Source organism: Anaeroplasma bactoclasticum (assembly GCF_003550015.1).
GTDB classification, from domain to species: Bacteria; Bacillota_I; Bacilli_A; order Acholeplasmatales; family Anaeroplasmataceae; genus Anaeroplasma; species Anaeroplasma bactoclasticum.
Genome location: NZ_QXEV01000011.1, coordinates 24,408 through 41,356, shown reverse-complemented (window position 1 = coordinate 41,356; position 16,949 = coordinate 24,408). Strand labels below are relative to the sequence as shown.

12 protein-coding genes and 1 pseudogene are annotated in these 16,949 nt (G+C 33.2%); 3 read left to right on the top strand and 10 right to left on the bottom strand.

The genetic code is table 11. The annotated features are described in order from the left end of the window. Positions 1–46 precede the first annotated feature (46 nt). From adhE to EI71_RS05835, 4 genes are all read right to left on the bottom strand, one after another. Positions 47–2,671 carry a bifunctional acetaldehyde-CoA/alcohol dehydrogenase gene (adhE, locus tag EI71_RS05850; protein ID WP_119016322.1) on the bottom strand — a complete coding sequence of 875 codons (2,625 nt, stop codon included), beginning with the start codon at positions 2,669–2,671 and terminating at the stop codon, positions 47–49. Positions 2,672–2,859: 188 nt separating this feature from the next. Next, on the bottom strand, positions 2,860–3,507 hold the full coding sequence (locus tag EI71_RS05845; protein ID WP_119016321.1) for a uracil-DNA glycosylase: 648 nt from the start codon (positions 3,505–3,507) through the stop codon (positions 2,860–2,862). A gap of 100 nt (positions 3,508–3,607) precedes the next feature. Beyond that, complete coding sequence (gene gap, locus EI71_RS05840) at positions 3,608–4,678, bottom strand: type I glyceraldehyde-3-phosphate dehydrogenase (RefSeq protein WP_119016320.1); 1,071 nt, start codon at positions 4,676–4,678, stop codon at positions 3,608–3,610. 118 nt (positions 4,679–4,796) lie between these two features. After that, positions 4,797–5,573, bottom strand: coding sequence for an NAD kinase (locus EI71_RS05835; protein ID WP_119016319.1), 777 nt, complete (start codon positions 5,571–5,573; stop codon positions 4,797–4,799). Positions 5,574–5,675: 102 nt separating this feature from the next. Between EI71_RS05835 and EI71_RS05830 the strand changes: the two genes are divergently transcribed. Continuing rightward, positions 5,676–6,218, top strand: coding sequence for a CYTH domain-containing protein (locus EI71_RS05830; RefSeq protein WP_119016318.1), 543 nt, complete (start codon positions 5,676–5,678; stop codon positions 6,216–6,218). 264 nt (positions 6,219–6,482) lie between these two features. On the opposite strand, the gene EI71_RS05825 is transcribed toward EI71_RS05830, so the two are convergent. From EI71_RS05825 to EI71_RS05800, 6 genes and pseudogenes are all read right to left on the bottom strand, one after another. Then, a complete protein-coding gene (locus EI71_RS05825) occupies positions 6,483–6,845 on the bottom strand; it encodes a hypothetical protein (protein ID WP_119016317.1) in 363 nt (120 codons plus the stop codon). Between the two features lie 112 nt (positions 6,846–6,957). Beyond that, positions 6,958–7,893: pseudogene (locus EI71_RS10540) on the bottom strand (ATP-binding cassette domain-containing protein); the annotation flags it as partial. A 1,630-nt stretch (positions 7,894–9,523) separates the two neighbouring features. Beyond that, positions 9,524–10,633, bottom strand: coding sequence for an ABC transporter ATP-binding protein (locus EI71_RS05815; RefSeq protein WP_119016316.1), 1,110 nt, complete (start codon positions 10,631–10,633; stop codon positions 9,524–9,526). 9 nt (positions 10,634–10,642) lie between these two features. Beyond that, positions 10,643–11,608, bottom strand: a complete 966-nt coding sequence (locus tag EI71_RS05810) for an ABC transporter permease (RefSeq protein ID WP_119016315.1) — start codon at positions 11,606–11,608, stop codon at positions 10,643–10,645. An 11-nt stretch (positions 11,609–11,619) separates the two neighbouring features. Continuing rightward, positions 11,620–12,750, bottom strand: a complete 1,131-nt coding sequence (gene oppB, locus EI71_RS05805; RefSeq protein WP_342769490.1) for an oligopeptide ABC transporter permease OppB — start codon at positions 12,748–12,750, stop codon at positions 11,620–11,622. Between the two features lie 151 nt (positions 12,751–12,901). Beyond that, positions 12,902–15,040 (bottom strand): ABC transporter substrate-binding protein, encoded by a 2,139-nt coding sequence (locus tag EI71_RS05800; protein WP_119016313.1) that lies wholly within the window; start codon positions 15,038–15,040, stop codon positions 12,902–12,904. A gap of 563 nt (positions 15,041–15,603) precedes the next feature. Here EI71_RS05800 and trpS point away from each other — a divergent pair. Next, complete coding sequence (trpS, locus tag EI71_RS05795) at positions 15,604–16,599, top strand: tryptophan--tRNA ligase (protein ID WP_119016312.1); 996 nt, start codon at positions 15,604–15,606, stop codon at positions 16,597–16,599. After that, complete coding sequence (locus EI71_RS05790; RefSeq protein WP_119016311.1) at positions 16,599–16,916, top strand: hypothetical protein; 318 nt, start codon at positions 16,599–16,601, stop codon at positions 16,914–16,916. The genes trpS and EI71_RS05790 overlap by 1 nt, the downstream gene beginning before the upstream one ends. The last annotated feature ends 33 nt before the right edge of the window (positions 16,917–16,949 follow it).

Sequence of the window (16,949 nt, the reverse complement as noted above, 5' to 3'; positions counted from 1 at the left end):
TTTAGTAAAAGAAAAACTCCTTTATTTCTAAAGGAGTAAATTCATATTATTCTTTATCTAAGAATTCAGTTGTGTCATATGCATCTCGTAAAATCTTCTGCATATCCTCAACCATAGGTACTCTAGGGTTTGCAGGAGAACACTGATCCTCATATGCTAAATAAGAAAGCTTTTCAACCTGAGACATCCAAGTTTCACGGTCAAGACCCTGAGACTGGAAGTTCATCTTGATACCAACTCTTCTACCTAAATCACCTACTGCCTTAGCTAAGGATTCAACACCCTCTTCAACTGTAGATGCAGGAAGGCCTAAAATCTGAGCGATTTCAGCATATCTTTCATCTGCACGGTAGTAGTTGTACTTTGGCCATGTAGAAAGCTTCTGAGGCTTTTGACCATTGTAACGAATTGTGTAAGGTAATAGAATTGCGTTAGCACGTCCATGAGGAACATGGAATTCAGCACCAACCTTATGAGCCATAGAGTGGTTCATACCTAAGAATGCGTTAGCGAATGCCATACCAGCAAGTGTAGAAGCATTATGCATCTTCTCTCTAGCCTCAGGGTCATTCTTACCATTCTTATAAGAACGCTCTAAATACTTAAATACTAGCTTAATAGCCTGAATAGCTAAACCATCTGTAAAATCAGAAGCAAGTGTAGATACATATGCCTCAAGTGCATGAGTTAATACGTCCATACCTGTATCAGCAGCGATAGATCTAGGTAGGTTCATAACGAATGCTGGGTCGATGATAGCTACAGTTGGAGTTAAGGAGTAGTCTGTTAATGGATACTTCTTATGCTCAACCTTATCTGTGATAACTGCGAATGGAGTAACCTCAGAACCTGTACCAGATGTTGTAGGAATACATACTAACTTAGCCTTCTTGCCTAATTCTGGATACTGGAATGCTCTCTTACGGATATCCATGAACTTCTGCTTTAAGTCATTGAAGTTTACATCTGGGTGCTCATAGAATAACCAAATACCCTTAGCAGCATCCATAGAAGAACCACCACCAAGTGCAATGATTGTATCTGGTTCAAAGGATCTCATTAATTCAACACCCTTTAATACTGTTTGAATAGATGGATCTGGTTCAACATCACAGAATAGCTGATATGGAACCTGTGGGCTTCTTAGCTGTAACTGATCAATAATCTTTTGTACATAACCAAGTTCAACAAGTGAACGGTCAGTAACGATTAATGCCTTCTTCATTTCCTTCATCTGATGTAAGTACTCGATGGCATCTCTTTCAAAATAAATCTTAGATGGAATCTTAAACCACTGCATATTATTTCTTCTACGTCCTACTTTCTTAATATTTAATAAGTTTAATGGACCTACGTTACCTGCAACAGAGTTGTGACCATAAGAACCGCAGCCCAATGTTAATGATGGAATGAATGAGTTATAAACATTACCAATTCCACCGAATGTAGAAGGTGAATTACAAATAATACGAATTGCAGGAATATAATCACCAAACTTAGTGCATAATTCCTGGTTAGCTGTATGAATTGCAGCAGAGTGACCTAAACCATTGAAGCATACAGAAGCCTTAGCTAAATCGAAGCCTTCCTGTGTAGAAGTTGACTTAACCATAGCTAATACTGGAGAAAGCTTTTCTCTAGTTAATGGTTCAGATACACCAATTGTAGAACATTCAACCATGATAATTACAGTATTTGCTGGAACCTCAAAGCCTGCCTGTTCAGCAATCCATGTAGCATACTTACCAACGATTGCTGGATTTAATTTTGCGTTTTCTACTTCTTCCTTAGAATTTACGCCAAACATAAATGCTTCAAGCTTCTTCTTTTCAGCCTTAGAAGCAAAATAAACACCAAACTTCTTGAATTCTTCTTTAGTCTCTTCATAGATTTCCTGATCTACAATAACAGACTGCTCAGAAGCACAAATCATACCATTATCGAATGCCTTAGACATTACGATATCATTTACAGCCTGGCGAATGTTACAAGTCTTTTCCATATATGCTGGAACGTTACCTGCACCTACACCTAAAGCTGGCTTACCACAAGAATAAGCGGCGCGAACCATAGCATTACCGCCTGTTGCTAAAATTGTAGCAACTCCTGGGTGCTGCATTAAAGCAGTTGTTGCATCCATAGAAGGATGTTCAATCCACTGAATACAATTCTTTGGTGCACCAGCAGCAATAGCAGCCTCATAAACTACCTTTGCAGCCTCAACAGAGCACTTCTGTGCACTTGGGTGGAAACCAAAGATAATTGGGTTTCTAGTCTTAATACAAATTAATGATTTGAAGATTGCTGTAGATGTAGGGTTTGTAACTGGAGTAATACCGGCTACAACACCAACTGGCTCTGCAAGCTCAACCATACCTGTTACATCATCCTCACGGATAACACCAACAGTTTTTAAACGCTTCATGTTGTTTGTAACATATTCACAAGCAAATAGATTCTTAGTTGCTTTGTCTTCAAATACACCACGGCCAGTTTCTTCAATTGCTGCTTTAGCAAGATCCCCATGCTTATCAAGTGCAGCAACAGAACACTTAGCAACGATATAATCGATTTGTTCTTGAGTAAAATGAGCGTATTCGTCTAAAGCCTTTAAACCCTTTTGAACTAGCTCGTCAACCTCTTCTTGAGGTGTTAAGATTTTTTCTTCCATTCTAATCCTCCAAGTAAAATAAGAAATATTAAAATCACTAACCTGTCATTTCACTTTCATTATACGTGAAATTTTACAAATTGAAAAGGGTAAACGATTTCCATATTTTTGTAATCGTTTACAGGATAATTTATAAAATAAAAAACAGGCTATCCATTGATAGCCCTAATAATATTTTAGGATATTCTTTACTTATACCAAACTATTTCATTGCAATTATTTTCGTATAAGTACTCATTTGTTTTCGAAAAAGGCTTTGAACCAAAGAATCCACGATATGCAGAAAGTGGAGATGGATGTGCAGATTCTATGATTAAATGCTTTTTATTTTTAAGTAAAGCCTTCTTCTTTTGACTTGGGCTTCCCCATAATATAAATACCATTGGTTGATCTAAGCTATCTAAAAATTGAATAACATGATCAGTAAAAGTTACCCATCCAAAATTCTTATGAGAGAATGCTTCATGCTCTCTTACAGTTAAAACAGTATTTAATAAAAGAACACCTTGCTTAGCTAAATAATCTAAATTACCATCTTGGTTTATTTTTATACCTAAATCACTTTCCATCTCCTTATATATATTCACTAAGGATGGTGGTAGTTTATCACATAAAACAGAAAATGCAAGCCCATGTGCCTGATTTGGCTCATGATATGGGTCTTGGCCTAAAATAACAACTTTAACATTATTAAGGGGAGTTTCCTCAAATGCATGAAATATATTTTTATATTCAGGATAACAAGTATGATTCTTATATTCTTCTTCTACCTTCTTCATAAGATTTATGAAATAGTCTTGTTTTTTTTCTTTGTTAATAAAATCTATCCATTCCATAGGAAACCTCCAAAATTCGCTTATATTATATCTATTTTTAAGACAAATGAAAAGCCTGAAGAAATTCTTCAGGCTAATCTTATATTAAATCAGAATATTATTACTTTAATTCAGCGAAATACTTGATTGTACGAACCATCTGGCTTGTATAAGAGTTCTCGTTGTCATACCAAGAAACAACCTGTACCTGGTAAGTATCCTCAGCTACCTGAGCAACCATTGTCTGAGTAGCGTCGAATAAAGAACCAAATCTCATACCGATAACGTCAGAAGATACGATCTGGTCTTCGTTGTAACCGAAAGACTGATTTGCAGCAGCCTTCATAGCAGCATTGATGCCTTCAACAGTAACGTCCTTGCCCTTTACTACTGCAGTTAAGATTGTAGTAGATCCTGTAGGAACTGGAACACGCTGAGCAGAACCGATTAGCTTACCATTTAATTCAGGAATAACTAAACCGATTGCCTTTGCAGCACCTGTAGAGTTTGGAACGATGTTTGCTGCACCAGCACGAGCACGACGTAAGTCACCCTTTCTGTGTGGTCCATCAAGAATCATCTGGTCACCAGTGTATGCATGAATTGTAGACATGATACCAGACTGGATTGGAGCATACTTATTTAAAGCGTCAGCCATAGGAGCTAAACAGTTAGTTGTACAAGAAGCTGCAGAAATAACTGTATCAGCTGGAGTTAATGTCTTCTCATTAACACCGAATACGATTGTAGGTAAATCCTTTCCTGCTGGAGCAGAAATAACAACCTTCTTAGCACCTGCTTCAATATGAGCTTCTGCCTTAGCCTTAGAAGTATAGAAACCTGTACACTCTAAAACAACATCTACATCTAATGCACCCCAAGGTAAATCCTGTGCCTTTGGCATAGCGTAGATAGTGATTTCCTTACCATCAACAGTAATAGAACCTGGAGTAACAACAGTCTTACCATCTTCAGCTAAAACTGGCTCCTTAGAAGATACTGTATGTAAGTTTTCACCAATCTTACCAGCATAACCACCCTGAGCAGTATCATACTTTAATAAGTTAGCTAACATCTTTGGAGAAGTTAAATCGTTGATTGCTACAACTTCATAACCCTCTGCACCAAACATCTGTCTGAATGCTAAACGGCCAATACGACCAAAACCATTAATTGCGACTTTAACAGCCATAATAATATATTCCTCCTAAATAATAGTTTTTTGCAATTTATATTTTATCACTTTTGTAAACCCCTTGCAATAATATTTTAGTGTGCCAACTAAAATCAAAAGGTGTAAATGCTTTCACTTATTTACCCGAATCTATGAAGGTTCTAGCAATTCTTTTGATGAATCCTTCAGGGGTATGATACCCCATTTTCATCATATGTCCCTGATAAAAGAATGTAGCTTTTTTAAATTCTTTTACATCATAAGAAAGATTATCTACAGAGGCGGATACCTCAATTGGATTTTCACTCTCTAAGGTAATGCTTTTTTTACTTGATAAAATAAGTGGTGAGCCTAAGGATCTATATGCATTAGAATTAATACTTGCAACCTCAGATAGCTGCATAATTGTTAAATCATGATCAACAACTGCTCCATGTAAGGATTTATTATATCCTGTAGAGCCATAATTTGTAGATACACATAAACCAGTACCTCTATATTTTTCTAAAAGCTCTCCATCAATTTTAACATCTAAAATTAATGTCTTCTTTGGAGATAATATAGTAGATTCATTAATTGAATCTGCATAATATGTATTTCCATTTGCTTCTTCTATCTTACAGGATAAAAGCTCCATTTCATCAATTTTATATTGATGATTATTAATATCCTCAATTAATAAGTCTATGGTATCTGGATTATAATTTGCAAAGAATCCTAAATGCCCTGTATGAAGTCCAAAAACAACACTAGAAGGATATTTATGGAACGCTTGTAAAATTGTTCCATCCCCTCCAATAGCGATTGTAATATCAGGGTTATTTTCATCATAAGAATATTTAATATTCTTACGTATATATGCTGCTAATTCCTTTGATAGATCATCATTTTTGATTAAAATACAATATTTCATATTATCACCACTTTAGGTATTATTTTACCATAATACTTGATTTTTCTCTACAAATATTAGATAATAAGATAAGTAATTTTTTTAAGAAGGGTGGTGGTATGTATGTATCTTAATAAAGAAATTGAATTTAAAACCTTTATTTCTGAAGAAACATATCACGAATTAGTTAAGGAATTCGGCCTTGAAAATAATATTTTCGAGCAAATTAATCATTATTTTGACACAGAAGATACAAAGTTATTAAAAGAAAAAACTGTACTTCGAATTCGCCAAAAGGGCTCCAATTACAAGCTAACTAAAAAAACTAGAGCGGATGTGGGCGCAGATGAAACTCATATTCTTCTTTCAAAGGATAAAGCCCTAGATTATTTAGCTAATGGACTTGATGCTAGAATCATTGATTTACCTTATTTTGTAAAAAAGGTAGCCGAGCTTACAACATACCGCTGCAGTGCCCCTTATAAATCTGGTACTATCTTCTTTGATAAGAGCGTATATTATGGCAAAGTAGATTATGAAATAGAATTTGAAGTAGATGATGTTAAGCAAGGTTTAAAGGAATTTAAGCATTTCTTAGAAAAGCATAACATCACTTATGTTGAATCTATTCGTAAATCCAAAAGAGCATTTGATAATAGAAAATAAGATACTTCGTGTTGGCAAATAACCTATACGTTTTTCTTAAAAAGATGCAAAAAAGGGGCTGTGAAAAACCTAACTTTTAAATAGTTGGGTCTCACAGCCTTTTTACAATTATTAGATAAATCTAGGGTATGTGATTTATTACCCGAGTTTTACAATTGTTATGCTATAAAAGCCTTCAACTTACATAAAAGGCATGTAATCAAACATGCCTTTTAGTCGTTTTACCACTTTTATTCAATTTGGTAGATACTAAATTATAAGATTTTATACAAGGAATATATAAAAATACAATAAAGATAACAATAAATTAACAAGTGCTGTAGATAATAAAACTAATTTTGCTGTGTTATACTTATTATAATTTGGAGTTTTCTTAAAATCCTCGTTTGTTGTGCCTGTCTTAAATAATCTTCTCACTTTAAATTGATACATAATCATAACAGCTAATAATTCTAATAAGCCAAAAACAACAAAAACTATTTCAAATAATTCTTTACGATTTAATCCAAAAACCAATGGAATTCCAATAATAATTGGAGTGATAATTAGAATTGAAGAAAACACAATTATTGTTAATATTCGCTTCTTTTTGTAATTATTATTCATTTTCTTCTTTGACGTTTTCATTTACTTTAACGTCAATTGCCTCTTCTTTTAAAGTATCAGCTTTTTCTAAATTCACATTAGAGAAAATCTCTTTTGCATCAATAAGATATTTCTTATCAATATCATTATTTAACCACTTTTGAGCAAGGTCTTCAGTAGAAAGAATATAATGATTTGGCTTAATCATAATCCAATTGCATTTATCATAATCTAAATCCGCCTTGTTATAAACAAGTTTCTTTCTCTTATTCTTACTATCTGGATCAGGTTGTGGAATAGCAGTTAATAATGCACGAGTATATGGATGAATTGGATTAGAATAAATATCTTCTGCCTTACCTAATTCAACAATATGACCATTGTGCATAACTGCAATACGATCAGAAATATAACGAATGATTGATAAATCGTGCGCGATGAATAAATAAGTTAAGCTCTTCTCATTTTGAAGTTTCTTTAATAGATTTAATACCTGAGCACGAATAGATACGTCAAGCGCAGAAATTGGCTCGTCTGCCAATACTAATTCTGGCTCAATTACAAGCGCTCTTGCAATACCAATTCTCTGACGCTGTCCACCTGAGAATTCATGAGGGTATCTAGATAAATGTTCTGGTAGTAATCCTACAGATTTCATCATTCTAGAAACCTTATCCAATCTTTCTTCCTTACTCTTGAATAACTTGAAGTTATATAAACCTTCAGATACGATATAGTCAATATTTGCACGTTCATTTAATGAAGCAGCAGGATCTTGGAAAATCATCTGGATATTCTTCTTATTATTCTTTAATTCTTGAGCAGTTTGCTTACCAGATATTAAACGACCTCTAAAATAAATTGCACCATTTGTTAGGTTATAAACACCTAAAATAGCACGTGAAATAGTTGTCTTTCCAGAACCTGATTCTCCAACTAGACCAAAGGTTTCTCCAACATAAATATCAAAATTTAAGGAATTACATGCCTTTACAACTCTTTTACCATTTGCAAAGAACATATCCGCTTTTACAACAGATAATAATACTTCCTTACCATCCTTATCTACTGTTGGCCAATACTTTAACATACCAGTCTTTTTATCAATAGTATATTTATAGAATTCCTTATGCTTATTCTCGTTTAATCTTTTAAGTAAATCACTTGGTAAGAAGCCAGACAAGAAGGATAATAATTCTTCATATCTTGGAGATTTCTTCTTTTGTGCAACATTCTTTCCTTTAAAGTATACTGCACCTCTTAGCTTAACCTCTAATGTGAATACTGCCTCAAGTAGCATATCAAATTCAGAAGATGCAACATCAGCATATTTTGTATTAGAATTAATATCCATTGAGAATTCTTTTTCTAATACAAACTTACCATATTCATCTACGAAATTAACTCGATCAAAACGTAATATTGGGCAATTCTCATTTTTTGCATCATAAGTTGCATCCTTATTAGGAATTAAATCAATATTGTTTGGATAATAATCATTATAAATCTTTGTAAGATTTAGAAGTTGGAAGCGGTCTTCAATTGTAAAATTCTTATTAATTCTTATGAAGTCCTCATTATCATCAATATAGAACTTGTATTGTCTTTCAACAATATTCTTTCTAAATTCTCTATCTGCCTTGCTAATTTCTCCAGTAACTAAAATACCATCAAAATATAAGGCACCTCTAAGCATAGATTTATCAGAATAAATACCCTGGATAACATTAAACTTAATTCTATTTTCTTCGTTATTTAAATCAAAAGGTTCATCACAGTATAAATCAAAACTTGCATATTTTGAATCTACATCTATAAGAGATACATCTGCATCTAATACAGAAATTTTAATAGCACGACCATCCTTATCCTTTCTAGGCCAGAACAATGGATAGTTTGTCTTCTTATCTTTAGAGAAATTCAATAATAAGAATTCCTTTTGATTAACCGTAAAGTTTCTTCTAATAAAAGTCTTTTCGATATATAATTTGAATTTATCATCTAACTTATTAGGCAATAAACGGCCTTTATAATAGAAGCCACTAACTAACATATTTGAATCAAGTAAAGATTTAATTACTTCAATTCTCTTTCCATCCTTTGTTAAATCAAAGGTTTCGTTTCCGAAAATATTAAAGTTGAAGGTTAAAGGAGATTTTGTCTCATTTCCAAGCTTTACAACGGTTGCATTTACTGCAGAAAAGATTGCTTCTTTTCCTTCTTCATAACTCTTTTGTGGCCAATATGGAAGGTAACCACCATCCATCTTGTCGAAAAATTCATAGATAAGATCTCCATCTTCAATATGGAAATAGTTATCCATGAATCTTTTTGTTAATACTTTTGCAAACTTTGGAGTCATCTTTCTAGTGTAATAATTTCCATAGAAATATACACCACCATCTACAAAACGATTAACAGAGAATAAAGCACTCAAATATTTTACTTTTGTTCTTGCTAACGGATCATTTGCATTGAACTCTTCGTTGTCTAAAATATCAAATGTTGCTTCTTCTTCATCTAATAACTTTCCATCTAAGCTTTTAATTTGAGCCTTATAAAAGCTTAATACGACATTTTTTCCTAATCTATTTTTTTGAGGTATAATTGCAGGAAAGCCATCTTTATTTACATCATATTCAGCCTGAATTTTTGCAATATCCTCGGTTGTAAATTGTTTTAAAACTTCATCATTTAATACTCTTCTTTCAGAAGTGGTATTATTCATTATGATCACCTCCTGAATAGATTTTTGCCACACGTTCACTAATTTCAGCAATAATCTGTGGACGCTCTACTTTTGGTGCTCTTGGATCTAATAACCAAGTTTTTGCATAATGCGTATCTGTTACCTTAAATAAAGGTGGTTCTTTTACAAAATCAACTGCTAAAGCATATGGATTTCTTGGTGCAAAAGCATCACCCTTTATCTCGTTAAACAAGCTTGGTGGAGTACCTGTAATAGAATACAATTTTTCTCCCTTTTCACCAAGCTGTGGTAATGAAGATAGTAATGCCCATGTATATGGATGTTGTGGGTCATAGAAGATTTCCTTTGCTGTACCATATTCAATGATTTGTCCACCATACATAACGGCAACTCTATCTGCAATTTCAGCAACGACACCTAAGTCATGAGTGATAAATATAATTGTAAAGCCATACTCTTCTTTTAATTCTTTAATTAGATTTAAAATTTGTGCTTGAATTGTAACGTCAAGTGCTGTAGTTGGCTCATCACAAATTAAGATATCAGGATTACATGCAAGAGCAATTGCAATAACTACTCTTTGTCTCATACCACCAGAATACTGAAAAGGATAATCATCATATCTTTGTTCAGCATCCTTAATACCAACACGTTTTAAAAGCTTAATAGCTTCTGCTTTTGCTTCTTCCTTAGAATAGCCTCTATGAAGTCTAATTACTTCTGCTATCTGAGAACCAATTCTTCTTAATGGGTTTAAAGAAGTCATAGGGTCCTGGAAAATAGTTGAAATTCTTTTTCCACGAATGTTTAACCATTCTTCATTTGTTGTGAACTTAGATATATCCACACCTGCATACATAATTTGAGATTCTGAATCTATGCTACCATTTTCTTCTAGCATACCAGTGAAGCACTTTGTAAATACAGATTTACCAGAACCGGATTCACCAACAATGGCAATAATCTCACCTTTATAAATATCTAAGGATACTTTACGAATGGCAGTAAGAATTTTATTTCTTACAGAGAATCTTACCACTAAATCCTTAACGGAAAGAATTGTTTCTCCTTGCTTTACATTGTCAATAGGATTTAAATTTACTTCAATTTTTTCTTTCATAATTGTCTCCTAACGATGCTTCTTTGGATCAAGTGCATCAGATAATGCCATACCAAATAAGAAGAAAATAAAGATAATAATTGCCATTAATAAACCTGGTGCAAGAACCTGCCATGGTCTTTGCTGGAATTCCTTAGTACCAAGTTCAAGAATAGCACCGATTGCAATTCTATCCTTTGGAAGACCAACTCCAAAGTAACTCATAGAAACTTCGCTTGAAATCATTCCTGGTACGATTAAAGAGAAATCTGTAATAATGATACCTAAAATGAATGGCAAATAGTTTTTAAACATAATTCTACTTGCAGGTGTCGCAAGTGTCTTAGATGCTACATTGTATTCTCTATTATCAATAATTAATACCTGGTTTCTAATCATATATGCAAGGCCTAACCAACCTGTAATACATAACGAGAAAATCAATCTTCCTTCAGGAGAAATCCATGGAAGGGAATGAGAGAATATTGTAGATAATAACATATATACTAATAGTGATGGAATATTTACTACTAAGTTATATAATTCAACAAAGAACCAATCGATTTTCTTCAAATAGCCCCATGTCAAACCAAAAATAACACCTAATACAGTTACAATAGCAGACGAAATTAACGCAAGTCCTAGTGAGCTTCCTGCTCCAGACCAGGTAATAAAGAATAAATCTCTACCTTTTGAATCACAACCCCAAATATGATTTGCAGAAGGTGCTGCATTTACAAAAGCAACTCCACCCTCGAAATCAGTTGCGCTTGCGAATTGAGGAATTACTACTATACCAATAATTAAAATAATAAATGTAATGATTGAAATAATAGCCGCTGGCTTATGAATAAATACACGGAATACAGATTTCCAATAAGAATAAGGTTCAGCAGATAAATGCTCTGATTCTTCTTCATCAATCTTGACAGGCACAAATAAATCATCTAATGAATGATCTAATTCATATTCATTGTTTAATGCAATTTCTGACATACTTTCACCTCTTATCCTTGTAATTTAATTCTTGGGTCAAATGCAACTGTAACTAAGTCTCCTAATAAGAATGCAAGCATTGAAATTGCACTATAAAGGAAAGTTAAACCTTGAATTGCAGAAACATCTGTACTATATAATGCATTAATAAGCATTTTACCTGTACCAGGAATACTCCAAATCTTCTCAACGAAGTATGATCCAATCATTGCTGAAAGTAATGTTGCAGGAATATTTCTTACTAGTGGCACAGATGCATTTCTTAATACATGAGTATACATGATTGAATTTTCAGATAAACCCTTAGATCTTGCGAACTTTACATAATCAGAATTTAATTCATCAACCATGAATCTTCTTACCCAAACAATAACACCAGGGATACTTAAGAATACAATAGCAAAAATTGGAATAAACAATGAGCCGAAGAAATTATTCTCATCAAATCTATATCCAAAATTAAAGAATCCAAGAGGACCATTTTTATCACCAGCAAAACTCCATAATAACAAATAGAATACTAAAGCAGGAATTGCATAGTTTAATACAATAAATACAGTACCAATCTTATCAACTATACCACCAGGTTTTTTAGCCATTGAAACGCCAAGTGGGAAAGCAAATAAATATGTAAAGAATACTGAAACTAAAGAAATATATAAGGAAATAGGCATAGATTGAATTAAGTCTTCAGCAACAAATTCATTTGTAGAAATTGAACGGCCTAAATAAATAAATCCTTTCCATGACTTAATTGCCTTTTCATAATTTAAATCAAAAGCATAAGGCACTTCCTTATAAATTGGTAAAATATAATAAATATAAGTAAAAATATTTTCAATTACTGATACAGGTCTACCATCAATAGTGTATCTACCATACTTATATAATTCCTTTTTTATATAATTATCAGCAATTGTAGCTCCTAAAGAGCCTTTAATCTTGTTATAAACCTGCATACTATATAGTTTGGTATCAGGTATTGCTCGAATAAGTGCTGTAACGATTGCAACTAATAAAATCAAAGTAATTAGTGATGCACCGATTCTTTTAAGCACATATCTTAGAGTCATATTCTCAATAATTTTTTCGCGAAGGAAAACAAGAAATTTTGATTCTTTCTTTTCGCTTTGAGCAGTCATTCCCATAACTATGCCCCTTTCTCTACTTTATACTAAATGTTATTTAAACGACAAAATTAGGAGAAGCATAAAACATGCTTCTCCTATTTGTTTATAATCAATAATTAAATTTTAATTTTTAACTACTTCTTTACTACACAGTCTACTCTAATTACTTCTTAGAATCATAATCAGCCTTAATAGCTTCTCTTAATTCCTTAGTAACAACTTCAGTAGATACGATGCAATCACTGAACTTTGTTGAAGATAAACCATAGCTTGCTCTCTTAGCATGGTAAGGTAAAATCTTAGTTACGCTAGCTCTCCAACCAGTATTTGTTAACCATGGAATGATAATTGCATCTTCATAAATTAACTTATATTCAGCTTCAGCAAACTTCTGATAACGTTCAGCAAGCTTAGTTGCATCAGTAATTGCAGCACCCTCATTGAACTTTTCAGTATAAGCACCTAAGATAGATGTCTGTAATGCAGCAACTTCAGGATCAGATGTATCACCAAAACCTAAATACATAACGCTATCGCCATCCTCAACATAGCAATGTAAGAATGTCTTAGGGTCAGCATAGTCAGGACCCCAACCAGTTAACATATTGAAGTCATAGTTTGCATCTTCAGTAACCCACTCATCATATGTTGTGTCATCACCAGCAATCTGAAGGACTAAATCCATAACACCAGCAGCAGCTTCCTTTAATGGAGCATATGTTGCATCTTCATATGGCTGATCTTCAACTGTTTCTGTTCTAACAACATCAACCTTAATTGGAAAATCACTTGCAGTTAATTTTCCAGAAGAAATTAATTCCTCTTTAGCAGCCTGGAAGAACGCTGCAGCCTTAGCCTTATCAAAGATAGGGTCAGAACCATTGTTGATACCTGTTAAATCAACACCAGTAGTTCCTTGTTCTCTGTTATATACATCATTTAAGTAATCTACATAGTCCTTACCATCAGCTGTACATAAATCTCTAATAGTAAAGCTACGTCCTAAGAACTCGATTGGAGCCTTTGGATTATAAATCTTTAAGTATTCAAGAACATTTAATCCATATAAGAAACCCTTACGGAAGTTAACGTTCTGTAATGCAATCTTTGTTGCATTCTTCTGTGCATCAGTCTTAGCCTTAGAGCTATCCTTGTACTCATAAGCTTGACGGTTAAAGTTGAAGAAACCGTTGAATGTTCTATCTGCAACAGACTGAACTGCACAACAATCATCAGATGCTGGAGCCTTAACAGAACCCTTACCATCTTCACCTAATACATACTTCTTGTAACCCTGCTCATCCTTAGCATTTGGAGAGAATGAATCAATATCGCCAGACTCGAACCACTTACGAATATCAGCAGATGTTGCAGTTGAAGGCACGAACTTTTGAATAACCTGACCAACATATACATGCTCAGCATCCCAATACATATCATTCTTTGTTAAAACAATTTCAGACTCCTTAGTATGCTTAGTCATTCTAAATGCACCATTTACAAGGATATCATTCTCAGACTTACCAAATTCAGTACCCTGAGATTCAAGATATGCTCTTGAAACTGGTAAGAATGGAGAATATGTTAAACATGTTAAGAAATAAGGTGTTGGTTCAAATAATGTATACTGAATTGTATAATCATCAATTGCCTTAACACCAACTGTATCAAATGACTTATCATCAGTCTTATCTTCATTAGTTAAAGACTTAATGTAATCTTCAGCGCCATCAATTACGCCTGATACGATACCAACTGTCTTAGAGTTGTTGATTGGATTTAAAACATACTCAATTGCAGCAACGAAGTCATCAGCCTTTACTTCGCCCTTTTCTTCGCCAGTCTTGTTATCAACCCACTTAACGCCTTCCTTTAACTGGAAAGTCCAAACCTGCTTAGAACCAGCAATTTCAGTCTTGTAACCTAATGCTAAAGCGCCAACTACGTTTGCATACTTATCATTAGCTACTAAACCATCAACCATATTACAATACTGGTCAGAGTTCTGTTGCCACTGATTTGTTAAATAATTGAACTGATCATTTGAAGTTTCTGTCTGATAAACAGTCTTTAATACTGGAGAAGTCTTAATTGTCTTTCCAGCTACAGTGTATGTGCTATTAGCAGCATCTAATTTGCCATTTTCATTAGTGTTAGCTAAAGAAGTGTAACCAGCCTTTAAGGAACCACTATAGTGCTTTTCCATTGAACCATATGAAGCACTATTTTGACCACAAGAAGCTAATGCAACTACAGTAGTTACTGTTGCTAAAGCAGCAAAAGTTAATTTTTTTAATTTCATAAATTAAATCTCCTTTTTTGATATTATTCTCCCAAAACTTGTAGTAATAATTTGCTAGAAGTGTTTGAAATTTATTGTTATTATATTCTTTTTTTTTATGTAATGCAATAATATTTTTTTAATTTTCTCATTTTTTTACAGTAAAAATCCCACATTTTGATGTTTTTTCAATTTTATTCGGCAAAATTGCAGTTTATTAAAATTTTATTTTGTTGAGAAATCTTTTTTTTATGCTTTGCCGAAAATAATTTTATAAATAGACAAAAATATATGCTTTGTATATCGCTCAATAAACAAAAATATTGTTTTTGTCCAACAAAATATATTGCTTAATTTCATTGATTTTTCTTCTTCTTTCCTATATAATTATATTAGTATTCTTTTTGAATCAACTATTTAGCGACTAGCGTTGGTGAAAGGCTAGAGTATTCACTAGAAGAATTGGATTTTAGTTTTAATAAAAAGAGCCGATTTATTCGGAATTAAGGTGGCACCGCGCTTACAAGCGTCCTTAAGAATTTTCTTAAGACGCTTTTTTTTGTTTTATTAGGAGGTTATTATTTATGAGATTTTTATCAGGAATTCAGCCAAGTGGCAATATAACACTTGGAAACTACATTGGTGCAGTAAAACAATTTGTAAAATTACAAGATCATCCGGATTTTACCGATTTTATCGTTTTTATTGCTGATATGCATGCAATTACTGTCCCACAGGAAAAACAAACATTAAGAAAGAGTATTCGTTCTTTAGCAGCTATTTATTTAGCTTGTGGACTAAACCCAGAGAAGGTACATATCTTTATTCAGTCTGAAGTGGCTGAGCACGCTGAACTTGCATGGGTATTAGAATGCAATAGCTACATTGGTGAGCTAGAGCGTATGACACAATTTAAGGATAAAAAGGAAAAGCAGGTTCAAGGTGTTTCTGCAGGATTACTTACTTATCCTTCTTTAATGGCAGCAGATATCCTACTATATGATGCTGATGTCGTTCCAGTTGGAAAAGACCAAAAGCAACACCTAGAATTAACTAGAACACTAGCTGAAAGATTTAATAATAAATATGGAGAAACATTTGTCGTTCCAGAGCCATTCTTTCCCCAAACCGGCGCAAAGATTATGTCTTTAACAGAACCAGAAAAGAAAATGAGTAAGTCTGATCCTAATCCAAAGGCATTCATTTCTTTATTAGATGAGATTCCTGTAATTAAGAAAAAGATTAAATCTGCAGTTACAGATTCTGATGGAGTTATTAAATTTGACCCAGATAATAAGCCTGGTATTTCGAATTTATTAACTATTCTATCCTGTTGTACAAATACACCTATTGAAGAATTAGTAGAGAAATATAAGGATTCTAATTATGCCACATTCAAAGAGGATGTTGCAAACGCAGTAGTTGCTGAACTTGAACCAATTCAAAAGCGTTATTATGAAATCATTGATTCTCCTATGCTTGATAGTGTATTAGATAGTGGTAGAGATTATGCTAAGTATTTAGCTCAAAGAAAGCTTTCTAAGGTTTACAACAAGGTTGGTCTAGGTAGAAAAAGATAATGGACTATGAAGAGATTATCACACAGCTAAACTTTGATTTAGATAATCCAGAAAGCCAAAAGGAAGCTAAAGAATTAAAGAATAAGCTTCATAAAAAAGCACTTATTCTTCTTTTATCTTCTTCTATTCTTATTGGATTATCCTTAATAGCATTTATTATATTGTTAATTATAGGAATAAGAAGCTATAATGAAACTATTCTATTCTCTATTATTCCCTTTATAATCATGGTTATATCTATCTTTGGATTATTCTTTGGAGTAAGCTATAAAGCCTTAGCGAAATCCATAATTATAAATGAGGCTGAAACTAAATAATTTTGAGGTGGATTTTCACCTCTTTTTTTACGC